The organism is Streptosporangium sp. NPDC023615 (assembly GCF_040640155.1).
Classification (GTDB): domain Bacteria; phylum Actinomycetota; class Actinomycetes; order Streptosporangiales; family Streptosporangiaceae; genus Streptosporangium.
The window spans coordinates 1-14,346 of record NZ_JBFABE010000074.1 but is presented as its reverse complement, the minus strand read 5'-3'; the positions used below and the strand labels follow the sequence as shown (position 1 = coordinate 14,346).

The window sequence follows — 14,346 nt, the reverse complement described above, 5'->3', positions numbered from 1 at the left end:
CTGGACCAGGCGAGGGCCCGTCCGGCGGGGCCCGTCCGGCGGGGGCCGTGGGTCACGGGGCCGGTCGATCGGTCGTGCCCCGGCCCCGGACCAGTGGCAGGAAGATCTCGTCGACGATCTCGACCAGGACCTCGTCGGGCACGGCCGGAACGCCGCGCAGGGCGTACTCGCCTCGCAGCAGCATCATCGGCAGTGACGCCACCCGGGGGTGCACCGCCTCGGGGGGTGCCTCGCCGCGGGCCACGGCCCGGCCGAGGAGGGTGAACCAGGCGGCGTTCATGGCGCCGCCGCCCGCCTGCTCGCGCAGCAGTTCCAGCAGGGCCGGCTGGTCGGTGGACGCCGCCAGGAGGTCGCGCAGGATCGCTCCGTGCGGTGAGGACCAGGTCTGGTTGGCGCGTCGCAGCAGTTCCAGGGCGTCGTCGCGGAGGCTGCCGGTGTCGGGTGTCGGGGTTCGGGTGTCGGCCAGGTACTTGTAGGCGGCGATGCCGAGGGCGGCGCGTTGGGGCCAGCGTCGGTAGATCGCGTTCTTGTTGGTGCCGGCGCGCTGGGCGACCTTGTCCATGGTCATGCCGGTGTAGCCGGAGGCGGTCAGTTCGTCGGCGGCCGCGTGCAGGATCGCCTGTTCCAGCTCCGCGCCTCGCCGTCGCTGTCCCGCCGTCACGGTAGGCATCGTACTCCAACCTGTGTAAGGTACTTTTCGTACCCTGAAGGAGGCAGTATGCGCGCTTGGGGCGTCACCTACGACACCGGCTTCACCAATGCGGGAACCACCACCCACGAACCTTTCGACCCCGCCGTCGTCGCGAAGGACATGCGGATCATCCGTGACGATCTGCACGCCGACGCGGTCCGGATCACCGGCGGGGTCGCCGGCCGCCTGGAGGTGGCCGCCCGGCATGCGGCCGCCGCCGGCCTGGAGGTCTGGTACTGCCCGTTCACCAATGATCTGACCGTCGACGAGCTGTTGGCGTTCCTGCTCGACGCCGCGGAGCGCGCCGAGCGTATCCGGCGGGAGGGGGCGAACGTCCGCTTCCTCACCGGTTCGGAGATCAGCATCATGACGGTCGGGCTCATGCCCGGTGCCACCCTGAGCGAGCGGGCGGCCGTCATCGCCGACCCGGCGCGGGTCCGCGAGGTCCTTCCGCGGGTGCAGCGGGAGACCAACGCGCTGCTGGGCCGCGCCGTCGCGGGCGCCCGTGAGCGGTTCGGTGGTCTTGTAGGGTACGCGTCGCTCCCTATGGAGGCGGTGGACTGGACGCCGTTCGACTTCGTCGCCACCGACACCGGCTATCGCGACGCCGGTAACGCCGCAGCCCTGCCCGCGAGCCTCGCCGCCATGACCTCCCACGGCAAACCGTTCGCCGTCACGGAGTTCGGCTGCGCGCCCTTCGCCGGCGCCGCGGAACGGGGCAGCCGCTCGGACATCATCGGGTACGACGAGCACACCGCCCGGCCCGTCCGGCTCACCGAGACCGTCGAGCGCGACGAATCAGAACAGGCCGCCTATCTTCGCGAGCTCCTCGACCTCTACGACGCCGGCGGTGTGGACACCGCGTTCGTCTACACCTTCGCCACCCGGCACCTGCCGACCTCCGACGATCCCGAGCGGGACTTCGATCGGGGCGGCTTCGGGATCGTGAAGGTCCTCCCGTCCGGCCGTACCGGGACCGCCTATCCTGCGATGCCGTGGGAGCCCAAGGCCGCCTTCCACGCCCTGGCCGGGTACGGCCGCGCCCGGGCGCGCGCGTCCGCGCTCTGATCGGAACGCCCGGACCGGAACCGCGCTCCCGCGGGTCCCGCGGCCGGACTTCGCGCGCCCGGTACTCTCGCCGGGTCGGAGAACGCGTCGAGGAAGGGGGCGGCGGGCATCCCATGCAGGTCCCGTGGATGAATCGTGCTCTGCTGAGCCGGCTGCTGCCGGACGCCGAGCCGGAACGTCTCACCGTCCGTGAAGGGCAGTTCCATCGGGTGGTGGTCGGCCCGGATCGTGTGGTGTGCCTGCCTCGCACCGAGGCCGCGGCCGCCCGGTTGCCGCACCGGGCCGCCGTCCTGCGCCTGCTGGCGGGGTTCGATCTCGGCTTCCGCACGCCTCGGCCGCTGCTGGAGGGCGGTGCCCGGGACGCGGACGGGCCGCCGTTCCTGGTCCTCAGCCGTGTTCCCGGAGCCTCGCTGGAGGCCGGCGCGCTCGAAGATCCCCGGTTCGCCGAGGCCGCGGCGGCGCAGTACGTCACCCTGCTGGCCGAGCTGGCGCGGGTCGGTGCCGAGGAGAGGGTGCGAGCGGCCCTGCCGGCGCCGCGGGATCGGTGGCGGCGGTTCGCGGCGGACGTCCGTGCCGAGGTGTTCGGGCTCATGTCCGACGGCGGACGCCGACGGGCCGAGCGAGAGCTCGCGGCGCTCGGCGGTCTTCCCTCCGTCACCTCGGCGGTGGTGCACGGTGACCTCGGTCCCGAGAACGTCCTGTGGGAGCGTGACGGCGGGCTGCCGGTCCTCGGTGGGGTGATCGACTGGGACGAGGTGACGATCGGCGATCCCGCCGAGGACCTCGCGGCCGTCGGCGCCGGTTACGGTGGTGGTTTCCTGGACCGAGTCCTCAGGCTGGGCGGGTGGCCGGACGGCACGCTCGCCACCCGTATCGCCGTCATCCGCGCGACCTTCGCCCTGCAGCAGGCCCTGTCCGCGCTGCGGGACGGCGACGAGGAGCAACTGGCCGACGGCCTGGCCGGTTACCGCTGAGCCGGCTCCCGTCATGGTCGCCGTCCGCCCTCATGGCCGGGGCCGACCGCGTCGCGCCGGGTCCCGCGGAGACCGGGGTGATCTCTTGCCGGCGAGCCGTCGACGACGGCGACCTTCCTCCGCAAGCCGATCCGGGCCTCCTGGCCCGCTACGTCACCACCCTGGCGTCCGGTATCGCCGTGCAGGCCGCGAGCGGTGTCGGCCGCGACGAACTCCAGGAGCCGGCCGACGCCGCCCTGCGCGGCTGGCCGCTCCTCTGAGCACCGTGCGGCGCCGGTCTTCGGATCGTACCGGCGGGTGTCGTACCGGGGCCCGCCCCGATCGTCGTACTGGTGAAGACCCGGTCCGGCAGCCGGCTGCCGCGGGATCGCCGAGCCGTTCGACGCCTTGTGGGGGATGCGTTACGCCACCGTGGCCGACCCGGACGGGTGCGGTGTCGACCTGTACGCCGCGCTTCCGGCCGGCTGAGCGTGCCCGGGTACATCATCGGCGAGTGGGAGGAAGCAGAGCGTGAAGTATGTGCTGATGTTCATCGAGACCGAGCGGTTCGCCCGGCAGCTGGAGGCGATGGGCGAGCTGGAGCGGCGCCAGGCCTATGAGGCGGTGGGCCGGTGGTTCGCCGACAACTCCGAGGTGATCACCCACCACACGCGTCTGGCGCCGGTGCACACCGCCACCACGATGCGCCTGGACGGCGCCGAGCCGGTGGTCACCGACGGGCCGTTCGTGGAGGGCAAGGAGGTGGTGAGCGGGTTCGCCGAGGTCGAGGTGGCCGATCTGGACGAGGCGTTGAAGCTGGCCCGCTCGTGGCCGGCCTGCCCGATCGTGGAGATCCGTCCCCTCTCATGACAGGCCCGGCAGACCGGCCCGCGGGCCGGAGCCCGTCCGCCGGCGGCCGCCCTGACGGTCCCGTCGGCGGGCGGCCCGGCCGTGCCGGCGGCCAGGGCCTCGACGACGACAGCGAGCGGGTGCTGGCGCGGGTGGTGCGTGAGCACGCGGGCCGGCTGGCGGCGAGCCTGATCTCCCTGCTGGGCGACTTCTCCGCCGCCGAGGACCTGGTGCAGGACGCGGTGGAGGCCGCGCTGCGCCGCTGGCCCGTCGAGGGCGTCCCGGAGCGGCCGCAGGCGTGGCTGTACACGGTGGCGCGCCGGCGTGGCCTGGATGTGCTGCGGCGTGAGTCGAACTACCTGGCCAAGCTGACCCAGCTGCGCCGGCCCGAACCGCGGGCGGCCGACGACCGGCTGCGGTTGATCTTCACCTGCTGCCATCCGGCGCTGGCCCCGGAGGCACGGATCGCGCTGACGCTTCGGGTGGTGTGCGGCCTGTCGACCGGGCAGATCGCGGCGGCGTTCGTGGTACCCGAGAGCACGGTGGCCCAGCGCATCACCCGCGCGAAGAAGAAGATCGGCCAGGCCGGCATCCCCTACCGTGTCCCCGCCGCCGACGAGTTGCCGGAGCGGTTGCGCTCGGTGCTGTCGGTCGTCTACCTGCTGTTCAACGAGGGCTACCTGTCCAGCACGCCCGAGCGGGCCCAGGCGCGCGACCTGGTCGACGACGCCGAATGGCTGGCCGCCCTGCTGGCCGGTCTGGCACCGGGAGAGCCGGAGGTGGCCGGGTTGCTGGCGCTGATCCGGCTGCACCGGGCGCGCGGCGCCGCCCGCTTCGACGAGGAGGGCCGCCTGGTGCTGCTGGCCGATCAGGACCGCTCCCGCTGGGACCACCACGCGATCGAGCAGGCGATCGCCCTGCTGACCCGCACGGCCCGCGCGCATCGGCGTCCGGGGCCCTACCAGCTGCAGGCGGCGATCGCGGCCTGTCACGCGGAGGCGGCCTCGTTCGAGCGGACCGACTGGGCGCAGATCCTGGTGCTCTACGACATGCTGGCGCACCTCGCCCCCTCACCGGTCACCCGGCTGCACCGGGCGATCGCCGTGCGCCACGTGTACGGCGCCATGGCGGCGCTGGCCGAGGTCGACGCCCTGGAACACGACCTGGCCGGCTACGCGCTCTGGCACGCCACCCGGGCCGAGCTGCTGCGCGAGCTGGGCGAGACCGGGCAGGCGCGGGCGTGTGACGAGCGGGCATTGGAGCTGACCGTCAACCCCGCCCAGCAGGCGCTGCTGGCCGAGCGGCTCACCTGGGGCTGACACCGGGGCGGCGCGCCCCGGCCGGACCGCCAGGGGCGTCCACGCCGCCCCGCGAACCCGGTTCCCGCGAGCCGGCCCTCAATTGACAAGACATCTAGTACAAGACATGTGGTGATGTTAGCGTCGCGGTATGGAGGAAGAGCAAAGTGAAGCGCTGTCCGATCCGCGGGCGATGCGGGCGCTGGCCCATCCCGTTCGTCTCAGACTGCTGAGCGAGCTGCGGATTCGCGGACCGCAGACCGTGGGGACGCTCAGCGAGGCCACCGACGAGCCGGTGGGATCGGTCAGCTACCACCTCGGCAAGCTCGCCTCCCACGGCTTCGTGGAGGAAGTGCCGGAGATGGCGCGGAACCGCCGCGAGCGGTGGTGGCGGGCGTCCCGGGCGCGGACCGTCTGGAAGCCGCTGAGCGCGCTCGAGGACCCCGAGCGGCAGGCGGCGACGAATCTGCTGCGCCGTGCGATCCTGCAGCGTTACGCGGAGATGCTGGACGGATACCTCGACTCGGAGGCCTTTCTCGAGCCGGAGTGGACCTCGGCCGCCATCAGCGGCGACACCCTCTTGCACCTGACCAGCGGCGACTTGCTGGAACTGCGCGGGGAGCTGGAGGAGCTGAGCGCCCGCTGGGAGGCGCGCGGCTCGGAGGATCGGCCGGGCGCTCATCCGGTTTCCCTGATCTTCCATGCGTTCCGGCGACCCTGATGCGGCCGATCCCGGGACGCAAGGGGCCGTTCGTCGCGCTGGTCGCCGGCCACGCGGTCTCGTTGACGGGCAACATGCTGACCCTCGTCGCGGTCCCGCTGTATGTCCTCGCCACCACGGGATCCGCCGCCGCGATGGGCCTTGTCGGCGCGTTCGCCACCGCCCCGCTCGTCATCGGCGGCGCCTTCGGCGGCGTCCTGGCCGACCGGATCGGTTACCGCAGGACCGGTGTCGTCGCCGACACGCTCGCCGGCGTGACGATCGTCGCCGTGCCGCTCCTGGAATGGTCCGTCGGCCTGCCCTTCTGGGCCCTGGCGGCACTCGTGTTCGCCGCGGGCCTGTTCGACTCCCCGGGACAGACCGCCAGATCGGCTCTGCTGCCGGAGATCGCCGCGGCGGCCGGGGTGAGCATCGAAAGGGCGGTCGGCGTCTACGAGGCCACCGAGCGGGGAGCGCGGCTGGTGGGCGCCCCGCTGGCGGGTCTGCTGGTGGCGGGCTTCGGCCCTGTGAGCGTCCTGGCCCTGGATTCCGCGACGTTCTTCGCGGCCGCCGTGTTGCTCGCGGTCCTGGTGCCGAAGGCGGTGGTGCCCGCTCGCGGCGACGACGGCGGCGAGCCGGGGGCCGGCCGGCACGACCGAGGCTACTGGCGGGAATTCGCCGCGGGACTTCGGTTCCTTTCCCGTGAGCCGTTGCTTCGCGCGATAGTCGCCCTGGTCCTGGTGACGAACGTGTTCGACGCCGCCAAGTCCACGGTACTGCTGCCTCTCGTCGCGCAACGGGAACTGGGCGGCGCGACGACGCTCGGAATCCTGATCGGCGTCAGCGGCGGCGGCGCCCTGGTGGGGGCTCTGGCCTTCAGCGCCTTCGCGCACAGGTTCCCTCGGCGGGCGACCTTCGTCGTCGCCTTCACCCTCGTCGGGGCGCCGCCTTTCCTGGCGCTGGCCGCGAAGGCGCCGTTGCCCGTGGTGATCGGGGTCTTCGCCGTGAGCGGCGTCGCCGCCGGCGCGGTCAACCCCATCATCGGCAGCATCAAGCTCGAACGGGTTCCGGCCGGGATGCGGGCCCGGGTCTACGGTGTCATCACCGCCGGATCGTGGCTCGCCATGCCCCTGGGTTCCGTCGGAGCCGGGCTCGCCGTCACCTCCTTCGGAGCCACCTCCACGCTGACGGGGATGGCGATCTGCTATCTGCTCGTCACCCTCAGCCCGCTTCTGGGAGGACCCTGGCGATCCATGAGGCGACCCGCGGTCGAGGCGCAAACCCGATGACCGCCGCCGGTGGTGGCGACGACGGTGAGGCCCTGCGCGGCCGCGGCCTCGATCGCGGTACGGGCCATGTGAGCCAGGCGGGTCAGCACATCGGAGGCGTCCGCCCCGGTGTAGGCCGAAGGGGCGAAGGCCAGGTGGCGTACGGTACCGGTGAGGTCGACGACGCAGACCGCCAGGGCGTCGGCGCGGATGTCGAGCCCCAGTCGGGCCGGTCCCTTGTCGGACAGGGTCAGGCCGACGCGGGGACGGCCCGCGCGCCCGCTGTGGGTCAGGCCCGTCTCGACGAGGAGCTGACCGGCCAGCAGGTCCTCGGCGATGCGCGTGATGGTGGGACGGGGCAGGCCGGTGACCGTCGCCAGCTCGGTGCGGGAGATGGGGCGGCCGGCGGCGACGATGTGCCGGAAGATCAGTTCGAGGTTGAGGGTGCGCAGGTTCTCCTGCCGGACGGGGCTCTCAGGTCGCCTGGGGTGGCTCGGCCGGATGTTTCCCGTCATGTCGTCGCCCGGGCGGCGCCCGTGAGCCCGGCGGCGCTTGCGGGCGGCAGGACGCCGTCGGCCACCACGGCGATCACGTGCCGCTGGACGCTCTCACCCGGGGCGAGAGTGAACGGCTCGTCCCAGGTCAGTGACGAGCAGACACCGGGGTAGTCGCGGGCGCGGACGAACCACCTGTCTCGCGCGGTGACCTCGTCCCCGGGAGTGAAGATCATCGTCCAGGGGCGTCCGTCGTGGTCGGTGCCGGTGACGGCGACCCGGTCGGCGGTGTGGCCGTGGACGTGGTGGAGGTCCGCGCCGGCCGGGCCGAGGACCCGGGCGACGCCGGTGACGGCGGGGCCGCGCCAGAGGATACCGCCGTATCCGGCGCCGGTGCGGCGTGTCCAGCGCCGGTGGCGCTGGATGCCGTGGTTGTCCAGCCAGGCCGGGCCGTGGCCCGCGATGAAGGTGCGGCCGCCCCAGAAGTTGCAGCCGTCGAGTTCGGGGAAGGCGACGCTGATGCCGAACTGATGGGTGTGGGAGTCGGGAGCGGCGTCGGTGACGGTGACCCCGGCCAGCGTGCGTACGGGATGCAGGTAGGGCCGCGGCGACGCCGACAGGGGAAGGTCGGGCCCTCAGACGTACCGGGCGACGTCGTGCCCGCGCAGACGCAGCACGGCGGCGCCTCGCGGCTGGTCGGCGAGCACCGGATGTACGCCGGGAGCATGCATGATCGTATCGCCGTCTCTCTCCGCCTCGACGAGGCCGAGGGGCCGTCCCCAAGGTCGCTGTGCTCGTCGAGCGCACGACAATTCTCGCTGTCGCCGGGCTCGGGGGCGGGGGTGTCCAAGGCCCCCGCTCCATGATCGAGGCACCGCTCAGCGGTGATCGGCCGCCGGGGCCGACGACAACCCGAGGTCTTCGAGGCACACCGCCCGCGCGGTGCGCAGCGACTCGTTGCCGGCGATGCCGACCATGACGCTCGCCGCGCCGTCGAGGAATCCGGCCCGCCGGTGCAGCGGGTCCCCGGCGGGGGCGCGGAACACGTCGTCGAGCAGCATCGCGTCGCCCCCTCCGTGCCCTCCGTGCCCTCCGTGCCCGCCGGGGGCGGCGGGGGCGGCGGGGATCGGCACCAGCCGGGCGCGCTCCCAGTGGCGTTGCGGGAGCAGCCGCGCCCCCCTCGCGCGCGGCTGCTCCCGCCCGTCGCAGGCGTCGTCACGAGGTTCGTCACGAGGTTCGTCCTCGACGGCGCCGGGGTCGGTGACGGCGTCCGCGGCCCGGGAGGCGGCCCCCGGGGACGGTAGCCGACCCCGACGTTGAGGTTGTCCTCGATGGTGATGCCGCCGGAGAAGACGTCGCGGTCGCGCATGCAGCCGTCCAGGTGCTCGCCGTCGTAGTAGAGCCGGCGCAGCCGGTCGTCGGCGAGGATGCCGAGCGCGAACGGGTCGGCCGGGCCGTCCGGGCCGGCGGCGTCCCTGCTGCGCTCCGGCCGGGGCCCCGGACCCCGCTCGCGGGCGTTGTCGGCGCCGTAGAAGCGCAGGCCGCCGCGGGCGAACACGACGGCGGGCGTGTCGGCCGGCCACCAGTTGACCAGGTCGAAGTGGTGGGCCGCCTCGTGCGCGGCGTACGTCACGATCTCGTGGAACTACCTGCACGACTCGTGGAAGATGTCATTGACCGCGGGCGGCGACGGCGAGAGCTCGGCGAGCAACTACATCACGTTCGCCAACAACCGATTCCACGACGTGAACTCCCGGGTGCCGCTCATCAGGCGGTCGCAGGTGCACATGCTGAACAACTACTTCCAGAACGTGGCCGGCACCGCCGTCAACGCCCGGATGGGCGCGCGGGTCCTGGTCGAGGGGAACTACTTCGAGAACGTCGGCACCGGCGCGGTCGACGAGGTGACCGGCGCCATCCACGGACCGGTCGGCTGGTTCTACGGAAGCAACACGACCGGGTACTGGAACCTGGTGAACAACGCCTACGTGAACACCCCGCACGCGCACCTGACGTCGACCACGAACTTCACGGTGCCCTGCGCCTACAACGCGCTCAGCCCTCAGGACGCCAGGACGCAAGCGCTGCGCAACCCCGGCGTCGGCATCATCGACGTGACCCCGTAGGGGAGTCTTCACCCCTTCGCGCCGTGACCGACGTGCCGATGCCGACCTGCGAACCCACACCGGCCCCCGCCGGCATCGGCCCCTGAGACCGCACCCCTCGGTTCCGGGAGGCCGTCCGGGCGGGCACCTGGATCTACGCCGACATCCACCGGGCGGCGTCCCGCGGCGCCCTGAAGGTCGAGGGTGACGACCTGGAGACCCTGCTCGGCCGCCCGGTGACCCCCCTGTCCACCGCCGTCAAGAACGCCCTGGCCTGACAGATGCGGGTGGTGCTCGCCGTCGGCCCGCCCTCGGCCGACCGGAGGACGGGCCGGTCCGTGGCCGACGGCCGAGCAGTTCGGCACGCTCGTCGGACAGCACGGCGAGCAGGACCCGCCGATCGCCGAGCGGGACCGGAGGGGCATGCCATGGTGCGCCTGATCCGGGACACCACCACGGACAGCCCCCGGCAAGGGCCGCCTCCGATGAGGTTTCCGCGGGCAGATGTCCGCTGTATGTCCGGTTGCTGTCCTGGCCTGGGGACCTTCGGTCATGGAGGGTTGAAGTGCGGTGTCACACCGCGGGTCCACCGTCCTCACGCACTCGGAACGAGAGGTAAGAGCCATGTCACGGATCCTTCGAAAGAGCGCGTTCGCCACCGTCGGCATAGCGGCATGCATCCTGGCCGGCTCAACCGTGTCAGCACCTGCGCAAGCAGCCGCGAGCCACTGTCTCGCCTACATCGGCGGCCCCAGCGCCTCGGATCAGGGCGTCATCGACACCTGCAGATGGGCCGAGCGGAACGCGGGACGCGCCGGATGGCTCATCACATGCGCCATCGACATCCAGGACGAGATCCCGTTCTACCCCTGGGCGCAGGCCACGGAGGCCTGCAGGCGGGCGGCCCGGTAACGAACCCGGACCCGCCACGACGACGACGGCCCCGCGCGCGCAGCGTCGGGGCCATCGCCATCTTCACGATCTCGGCACTGTGCCCGCCATGGGTGTCACTTTGATCATCGTGACGCCTTTCCTCCGGTGAGGGGTTCGGGCCGATGGGGCGTCGAGCGGGTCAGCCGCGCTTGGGCGTTCTCCCTTGGACGTGGACACCTTGAAGACCGGATCTTGAGGTCCAGGGGAAGAGGTGCCCCTGATGGTGATGAAGAACTAAGCTCATCGCCGCCCGGCCCGCCCTCTCAGCGGTGAGCAGCACGCGCTACATCGACCTCAAGACCAACAAGGTCGTCGTCTCAACGAACACGCCCAAGGCGACCGCGAACTCGATCAAGGCCGCTGACGTCGCCCCCGCCGCGGTGCAGGTGGTCCTTTCGGCCGAGCGGCCCCGGCTCTTGCAGGCCAGCATGCCCGTCATCCCGCAGGCCTACTCGCCCGGCGTCCCGCCCACCGATCTGGTGGGCGGCCAGACCTACTACGCCGGCACCACGACCCGCTGCTCGGTCGGTTTCGCCGTGACCAAGGGAACCCAGAAGGGCTTCGTCAGCGCCGGGCACTGCGGCGCACCGGGTACCGCCACCGTCGGCTTCAACCGGCTCACCCAAGGCAGCGTGCGAGCCTCGGCCTTCCCCGGTGACGGCGACCACTCCTGGGTGGCGCTCAACGACGCCTGGACCCATCGGCCGTTGGTGGGCAACGACAGCGGCGGCATCATGTACGTCTACGGCTCCAGGGAAGCCATCGAGGGCAGCTCGGTCTGCCTGGCCGGGTCCTCCCTGGCCGGCCTCGACTGGCACTGCGGCACCATCACCCAGCGCGAGGCCGATGTCACCTACCCCGAAGGGGTCGTCGAGGACGTGATGCGCACCAGTGCCTGCGCCCACCCGGGCAACGCGGGCGCCGCCATGCTCTCGATCGGCCAGGCCCAGGGCATCGTCTCGGGCGGCTCCAGCGGCTGCGAACACGGCGGCGTCACCTACGTCCAGCCGATCAACGACATCCTCACCGCCTACGACCTGACCCTGGTGACCTTCACGAAGAACGAGGCGAGCACCGGTTCCTGCAACGGCTACCCCAACTCCATCACCGGCGCGCTGAAGAACGGCCAGGCCATCTACCAGCCTCCGGGCCTGTCCTACCGCACCAGTGTCACCGGCACCCACTACGGCTGCCTGGAGGCCAACTCCAGCGGCGACTTCGACCTGCACCTGCAAAAACAAAACGGCCTCACCTGGAGCACTGTCGCGGTCTCCCAGACCCCCAGCCCGTTCGAGGAACTGGGCTACCTGGGCCCTCCCGGCGTCTACCGTTACCTGTTGGTCTCCTTCAAAGGCGCCGGCCCTTACACGCTGGGCTACACGACCCCGTAACCACCATCTGAGCTGCGGGTCAGGGGGCGGTGAAGCCCAGGGTGTAGGCGCCGGAGCCGGCCGTGGCAGCCACCTTGTAGCGGTAGCGGCCCGGTGTGCCGGTGTGGCTGATCTTCTCGTCCGGGCCGGCGCCGTCGGCGGTGGCGACGCTCTGCCAGGTCGCGCCGATCAGCTTTTGCAGGTACAGGTCGAGGTCGGCGCCCAGGGGGCCGTCCAGGCAGCCGGCGTGAAGCCCTGCGGCCTTCGTCGTGTAGGAGAGCCCTTGCGGCTGGTAGGCGAACTGGCCGGCGCCCACGGTGCCGTCGTGGGTGCCGGTGTAGCCGGTGCAGGTGCCGGTGCTGACCGGCGGGGGGTTGCCGGCGGTCGTCCTCAACTCCAGACCGTAGGCCGACAAGACCTCCAGCAGCGGCTGGAAGTAGGTGACGCCGCCCAGGTTGCAGTCGCCCGACCCTCCCGAGACGATGCCCTGGGCCTGGTCGACGGAGATGAACGCCCCGCCCGAGTCGCCGCCCTCGGCGCAGACGGTGGTGCGCGTCAGCCCCAAGACGGTGCCCTGGGGATAGGTGACGCTGGCGTCGCGCTGCTGGATCAGACCGCAGTGGAAGTCGGTGGTGGCACCGGCCCGGCAGACCGAGGCGCCCTCGATGGCGGGCTTGGCCCCGGCGACGGGGACGGTGCCGCCCTGGCCGTTGTCCACGGCGGGGGTGGGCGTCCAGGCGGGGGTGACACCGACCCAGGCGTAGTCGTCGACGGGGAATGTCGAGGCCTGGAAGACCCCTTGGGCGACGCGGTTGAAACCGGTGGTGACCGCGCCCTTCGCCCCGCAGTGACCGGCGGTGACGAACCCGGCCTGCGCGCCCTTCAGGACGGGGAACGCGATCGAGCAGCGGCGGGTGACGCCGATGTAGAAGGCGTTGCCGCCGACCAGGTCGTGCAGCAGCAACGGGACCTCGCTGGAGGGCAGCACGATCACCGCCGGGCCACTGATCCCGGCGGCCTGGATGAGGGTCTCGGCCTGGTCGGGCCGTGGGGTCAGCACGACCACCCTGTTGTTCCTGACGTCGACGTAGCGCACGGTGGAGATCAGCTTTTTGGCCGGAAGGGCGGCGTCGATCTTCTGCTTGAGGGTGTTGAGGAGCGTCAGCGGTCTGGTGACCACGTCGGCCTGGGCGCCCGCGGCGAGGATCACCGGGATGTCGGCGGCGCTGGTGGTGGCCACCACCAGCGTGTGCGCGCTGTTGCCCCGCAGCCACGCGCCGCCGAACCGGGGACCGAGCACCTTGCCCAGCCGTTCCGCGACCGGGACAAGGCGGGCCTCGTTCAGCAGCCGGTCCTGGGCTTGGGCCGCGTTCAGGCCCAGATCGCGCTGCAGGGCCTCCAGCATGCCCGCCGGCGGCGCGACCCGCGCGGTTCGCCCGGCTCGCACTGCCCGAGCGGCCGGTGTCTGGGGTGCCCCCGCCGTCTCCGGCGAGAGAGATGTTCTCGATGCGGCGCCGGCCCTGCCGGCCGAAGCGCTCCCCTGATGGTCGGCGACCGCCGGAACGGCGGACACGGCGAGTGCGACGATCGCCAGGACGCATCCCGCCGCGGTGGTATGGCTGCCAGACATGAGCCTTCTCCTCGACCTCTGCGTGCGGAGTCTTCGAGGGGAGTCGCCCCATGCCACCGGCGGACCATATGACACGGATACCGGCATCGTAGATCATCGGGCGAGGGCCGGGCCGATGAAGGCCACGCGCCACGCGGAGGCCGGTATCAACCCTCGGTTACAAGGTGGTCTTGGCCTCGGTAAGGGTCTTGTGGACGACGCCGACGGAGACCCTCACGCCGATGGCGATGGTGCGGATGGATTCCCCGCGCTCGCGACGGGCCAGGATGGCGGCGCGCTTGTCGTCGTCGACCACGGGCCTTCGGCCGCCGACGCGGCCGCGAGCGCGGGCGGCCTCCAAGCCGTTCACGGTCTTGCGGACAATATCGCGGCGGCGGTCTTCGGCCAGGGCCAGCGCCAGGTCCAGGATTAGGGACCGTTCGGTGTGCTCGCCGGCCGCGATGCCCTCCAGCACTTTGACGCCGACGCCGCGCTGGAACAGGTCGTTCAAGACGATCAGGCCTTCCAGCAGGTTGCGGCCGAGGCGGCCGACCTCTTGGACGGTCAGCAGGTCTCCGTCGCGGACGTAGGACAGGGCGGCCAGGAGATCGGGCCGGTCGTCGGTGGCGAGCTTGCCGCTGATCTTCTCCTCGAACACCTTCCAGCAGATCGGGTCGAGGGCGTCGTGCTGGCGTTGGGTGTTCTGCTTGTCGGTGCTGACCCGGACCAGGCCGATGAGCGCCATCAGGAAGCACCTTTCGTTCATCAAACGCGCTGTGAGAAGTAGCTGAACACTACTGGAAAATGAACGGCAAGATGAACGCTTTGGCGGGGTCTGACGATTCGCCCGGACGTGCTCGGACCAGTGTTCGGCAGACGACCGTTAAATGAACGCCCCGATAGGCCACCGGCCCCTCTCCCGAAGATGAGAAAGAGGCCAGTGAGGTGATCTCGTGCGCCCAGCAGAGCAGGAGGTGAAGCCGTGACGTAGCGGCTGATCGTGTTGTT

Annotated in this window: 16 protein-coding genes; 10 read left to right on the top strand and 6 right to left on the bottom strand. The window is 71.7% G+C overall.

What is annotated here, in order from left to right; translation table 11 throughout:
- Nucleotides 1–52: 52 nt before the first annotated feature.
- Nucleotides 53–661, bottom strand: a complete 609-nt coding sequence (locus tag AB0G16_RS33070) for a TetR/AcrR family transcriptional regulator (RefSeq protein ID WP_362814005.1) — start codon at nt 659–661, stop codon at nt 53–55.
- Between the two features lie 57 nt (nt 662–718).
- Between AB0G16_RS33070 and AB0G16_RS33065 the strand changes: the two genes are divergently transcribed.
- The 7 genes from AB0G16_RS33065 (at nt 719) to AB0G16_RS33035 (ending at nt 6,848) form a co-directional block, all read left to right on the top strand.
- On the top strand, nt 719–1,759 hold the full coding sequence (locus tag AB0G16_RS33065) for a hypothetical protein (RefSeq protein WP_362814003.1): 1,041 nt from the start codon (nt 719–721) through the stop codon (nt 1,757–1,759).
- A 128-nt stretch (nt 1,760–1,887) separates the two neighbouring features.
- Entirely contained in the window at nt 1,888–2,733 is an 846-nt protein-coding gene (locus AB0G16_RS33060) for an aminoglycoside phosphotransferase family protein (protein WP_362814001.1), read from the top strand.
- A 77-nt stretch (nt 2,734–2,810) separates the two neighbouring features.
- On the top strand, nt 2,811–2,993 hold the full coding sequence (locus tag AB0G16_RS33055) for a hypothetical protein (RefSeq protein WP_362813999.1): 183 nt from the start codon (nt 2,811–2,813) through the stop codon (nt 2,991–2,993).
- Between the two features lie 250 nt (nt 2,994–3,243).
- Nucleotides 3,244–3,582, top strand: coding sequence for a YciI family protein (locus AB0G16_RS33050; protein ID WP_362813998.1), 339 nt, complete (start codon nt 3,244–3,246; stop codon nt 3,580–3,582).
- Entirely contained in the window at nt 3,579–4,880 is a 1,302-nt protein-coding gene (locus tag AB0G16_RS33045) for a sigma-70 family RNA polymerase sigma factor (protein WP_362813996.1), read from the top strand. Before AB0G16_RS33050 ends, AB0G16_RS33045 begins: the two co-directional genes overlap by 4 nt.
- Nucleotides 4,881–5,010: 130 nt before the next feature.
- On the top strand, nt 5,011–5,580 hold the full coding sequence (locus AB0G16_RS33040) for a helix-turn-helix domain-containing protein (RefSeq protein ID WP_362813994.1): 570 nt from the start codon (nt 5,011–5,013) through the stop codon (nt 5,578–5,580).
- Nucleotides 5,580–6,848 (top strand): MFS transporter, encoded by a 1,269-nt coding sequence (locus tag AB0G16_RS33035; RefSeq protein WP_362813992.1) that lies wholly within the window; start codon nt 5,580–5,582, stop codon nt 6,846–6,848. The genes AB0G16_RS33040 and AB0G16_RS33035 overlap by 1 nt, the downstream gene beginning before the upstream one ends.
- On the opposite strand, the gene AB0G16_RS33030 is transcribed toward AB0G16_RS33035, so the two are convergent.
- The 3 genes from AB0G16_RS33030 to AB0G16_RS33020 all read right to left on the bottom strand — a co-directional run bounded on the left by AB0G16_RS33030 (nt 6,764) and on the right by AB0G16_RS33020 (nt 8,454).
- Nucleotides 6,764–7,342: a hypothetical protein gene (locus AB0G16_RS33030; RefSeq protein WP_362813990.1), complete on the bottom strand. Its 579-nt coding sequence runs from the start codon at nt 7,340–7,342 to the stop codon at nt 6,764–6,766. The genes AB0G16_RS33035 and AB0G16_RS33030 overlap by 85 nt on opposite strands.
- Nucleotides 7,339–7,941, bottom strand: coding sequence for a DUF6807 family protein (locus tag AB0G16_RS33025; protein WP_362814042.1), 603 nt, complete (start codon nt 7,939–7,941; stop codon nt 7,339–7,341). The genes AB0G16_RS33030 and AB0G16_RS33025 overlap by 4 nt, the downstream gene beginning before the upstream one ends.
- Nucleotides 7,942–8,199: 258 nt before the next feature.
- Nucleotides 8,200–8,454, bottom strand: a complete 255-nt coding sequence (locus AB0G16_RS33020) for a hypothetical protein (RefSeq protein ID WP_362813988.1) — start codon at nt 8,452–8,454, stop codon at nt 8,200–8,202.
- A 435-nt stretch (nt 8,455–8,889) separates the two neighbouring features.
- On the opposite strand from AB0G16_RS33020, the gene AB0G16_RS33015 reads away from it, so the two are divergent.
- The 3 genes from AB0G16_RS33015 to AB0G16_RS33005 all read left to right on the top strand — a co-directional run bounded on the left by AB0G16_RS33015 (nt 8,890) and on the right by AB0G16_RS33005 (nt 11,750).
- Nucleotides 8,890–9,447: a hypothetical protein gene (locus tag AB0G16_RS33015; RefSeq protein ID WP_362813986.1), complete on the top strand. Its 558-nt coding sequence runs from the start codon at nt 8,890–8,892 to the stop codon at nt 9,445–9,447.
- A 675-nt stretch (nt 9,448–10,122) separates the two neighbouring features.
- Nucleotides 10,123–10,338: a hypothetical protein gene (locus tag AB0G16_RS33010; protein WP_362813984.1), complete on the top strand. Its 216-nt coding sequence runs from the start codon at nt 10,123–10,125 to the stop codon at nt 10,336–10,338.
- A 290-nt stretch (nt 10,339–10,628) separates the two neighbouring features.
- The gene (locus AB0G16_RS33005; protein ID WP_362813982.1) at nt 10,629–11,750 is read left to right on the top strand and encodes a S1 family peptidase; all 1,122 of its coding nucleotides are present in this window, start codon (nt 10,629–10,631) and stop codon (nt 11,748–11,750) included.
- A gap of 19 nt (nt 11,751–11,769) precedes the next feature.
- Here the strand turns inward: AB0G16_RS33005 and AB0G16_RS33000 are convergent, their stop codons facing one another.
- Complete coding sequence (locus tag AB0G16_RS33000; RefSeq protein WP_362813980.1) at nt 11,770–13,176, bottom strand: S1 family peptidase; 1,407 nt, start codon at nt 13,174–13,176, stop codon at nt 11,770–11,772.
- 340 nt (nt 13,177–13,516) lie between these two features.
- A complete protein-coding gene (locus AB0G16_RS32995; RefSeq protein WP_362813978.1) occupies nt 13,517–14,083 on the bottom strand; it encodes a recombinase family protein in 567 nt (188 codons plus the stop codon).
- Between the last annotated feature and the right edge of the window lie 263 nt (nt 14,084–14,346).

Bases quoted from the DNA above. Each gene is read 5' to 3' on its own strand.
- AB0G16_RS33040 (WP_362813994.1), top strand. From the start codon at position 5,011: ATGGAGGAAGAGCAAAGTGAAGCGCTGTCCGATCCGCGGGCGATGCGG.
- AB0G16_RS33035 (WP_362813992.1), top strand. From the start codon at position 5,580: ATGCGGCCGATCCCGGGACGCAAGGGGCCGTTCGTCGCGCTGGTCGCC.
- AB0G16_RS33065 (WP_362814003.1), top strand. From the start codon at position 719: ATGCGCGCTTGGGGCGTCACCTACGACACCGGCTTCACCAATGCGGGA.
- AB0G16_RS33030 (WP_362813990.1), bottom strand. From the start codon at position 7,342: ATGACGGGAAACATCCGGCCGAGCCACCCCAGGCGACCTGAGAGCCCC.
- AB0G16_RS33045 (WP_362813996.1), top strand. From the start codon at position 3,579: ATGACAGGCCCGGCAGACCGGCCCGCGGGCCGGAGCCCGTCCGCCGGC.
- AB0G16_RS32995 (WP_362813978.1), bottom strand. From the start codon at position 14,083: ATGGCGCTCATCGGCCTGGTCCGGGTCAGCACCGACAAGCAGAACACC.
- AB0G16_RS33060 (WP_362814001.1), top strand. From the start codon at position 1,888: ATGAATCGTGCTCTGCTGAGCCGGCTGCTGCCGGACGCCGAGCCGGAA.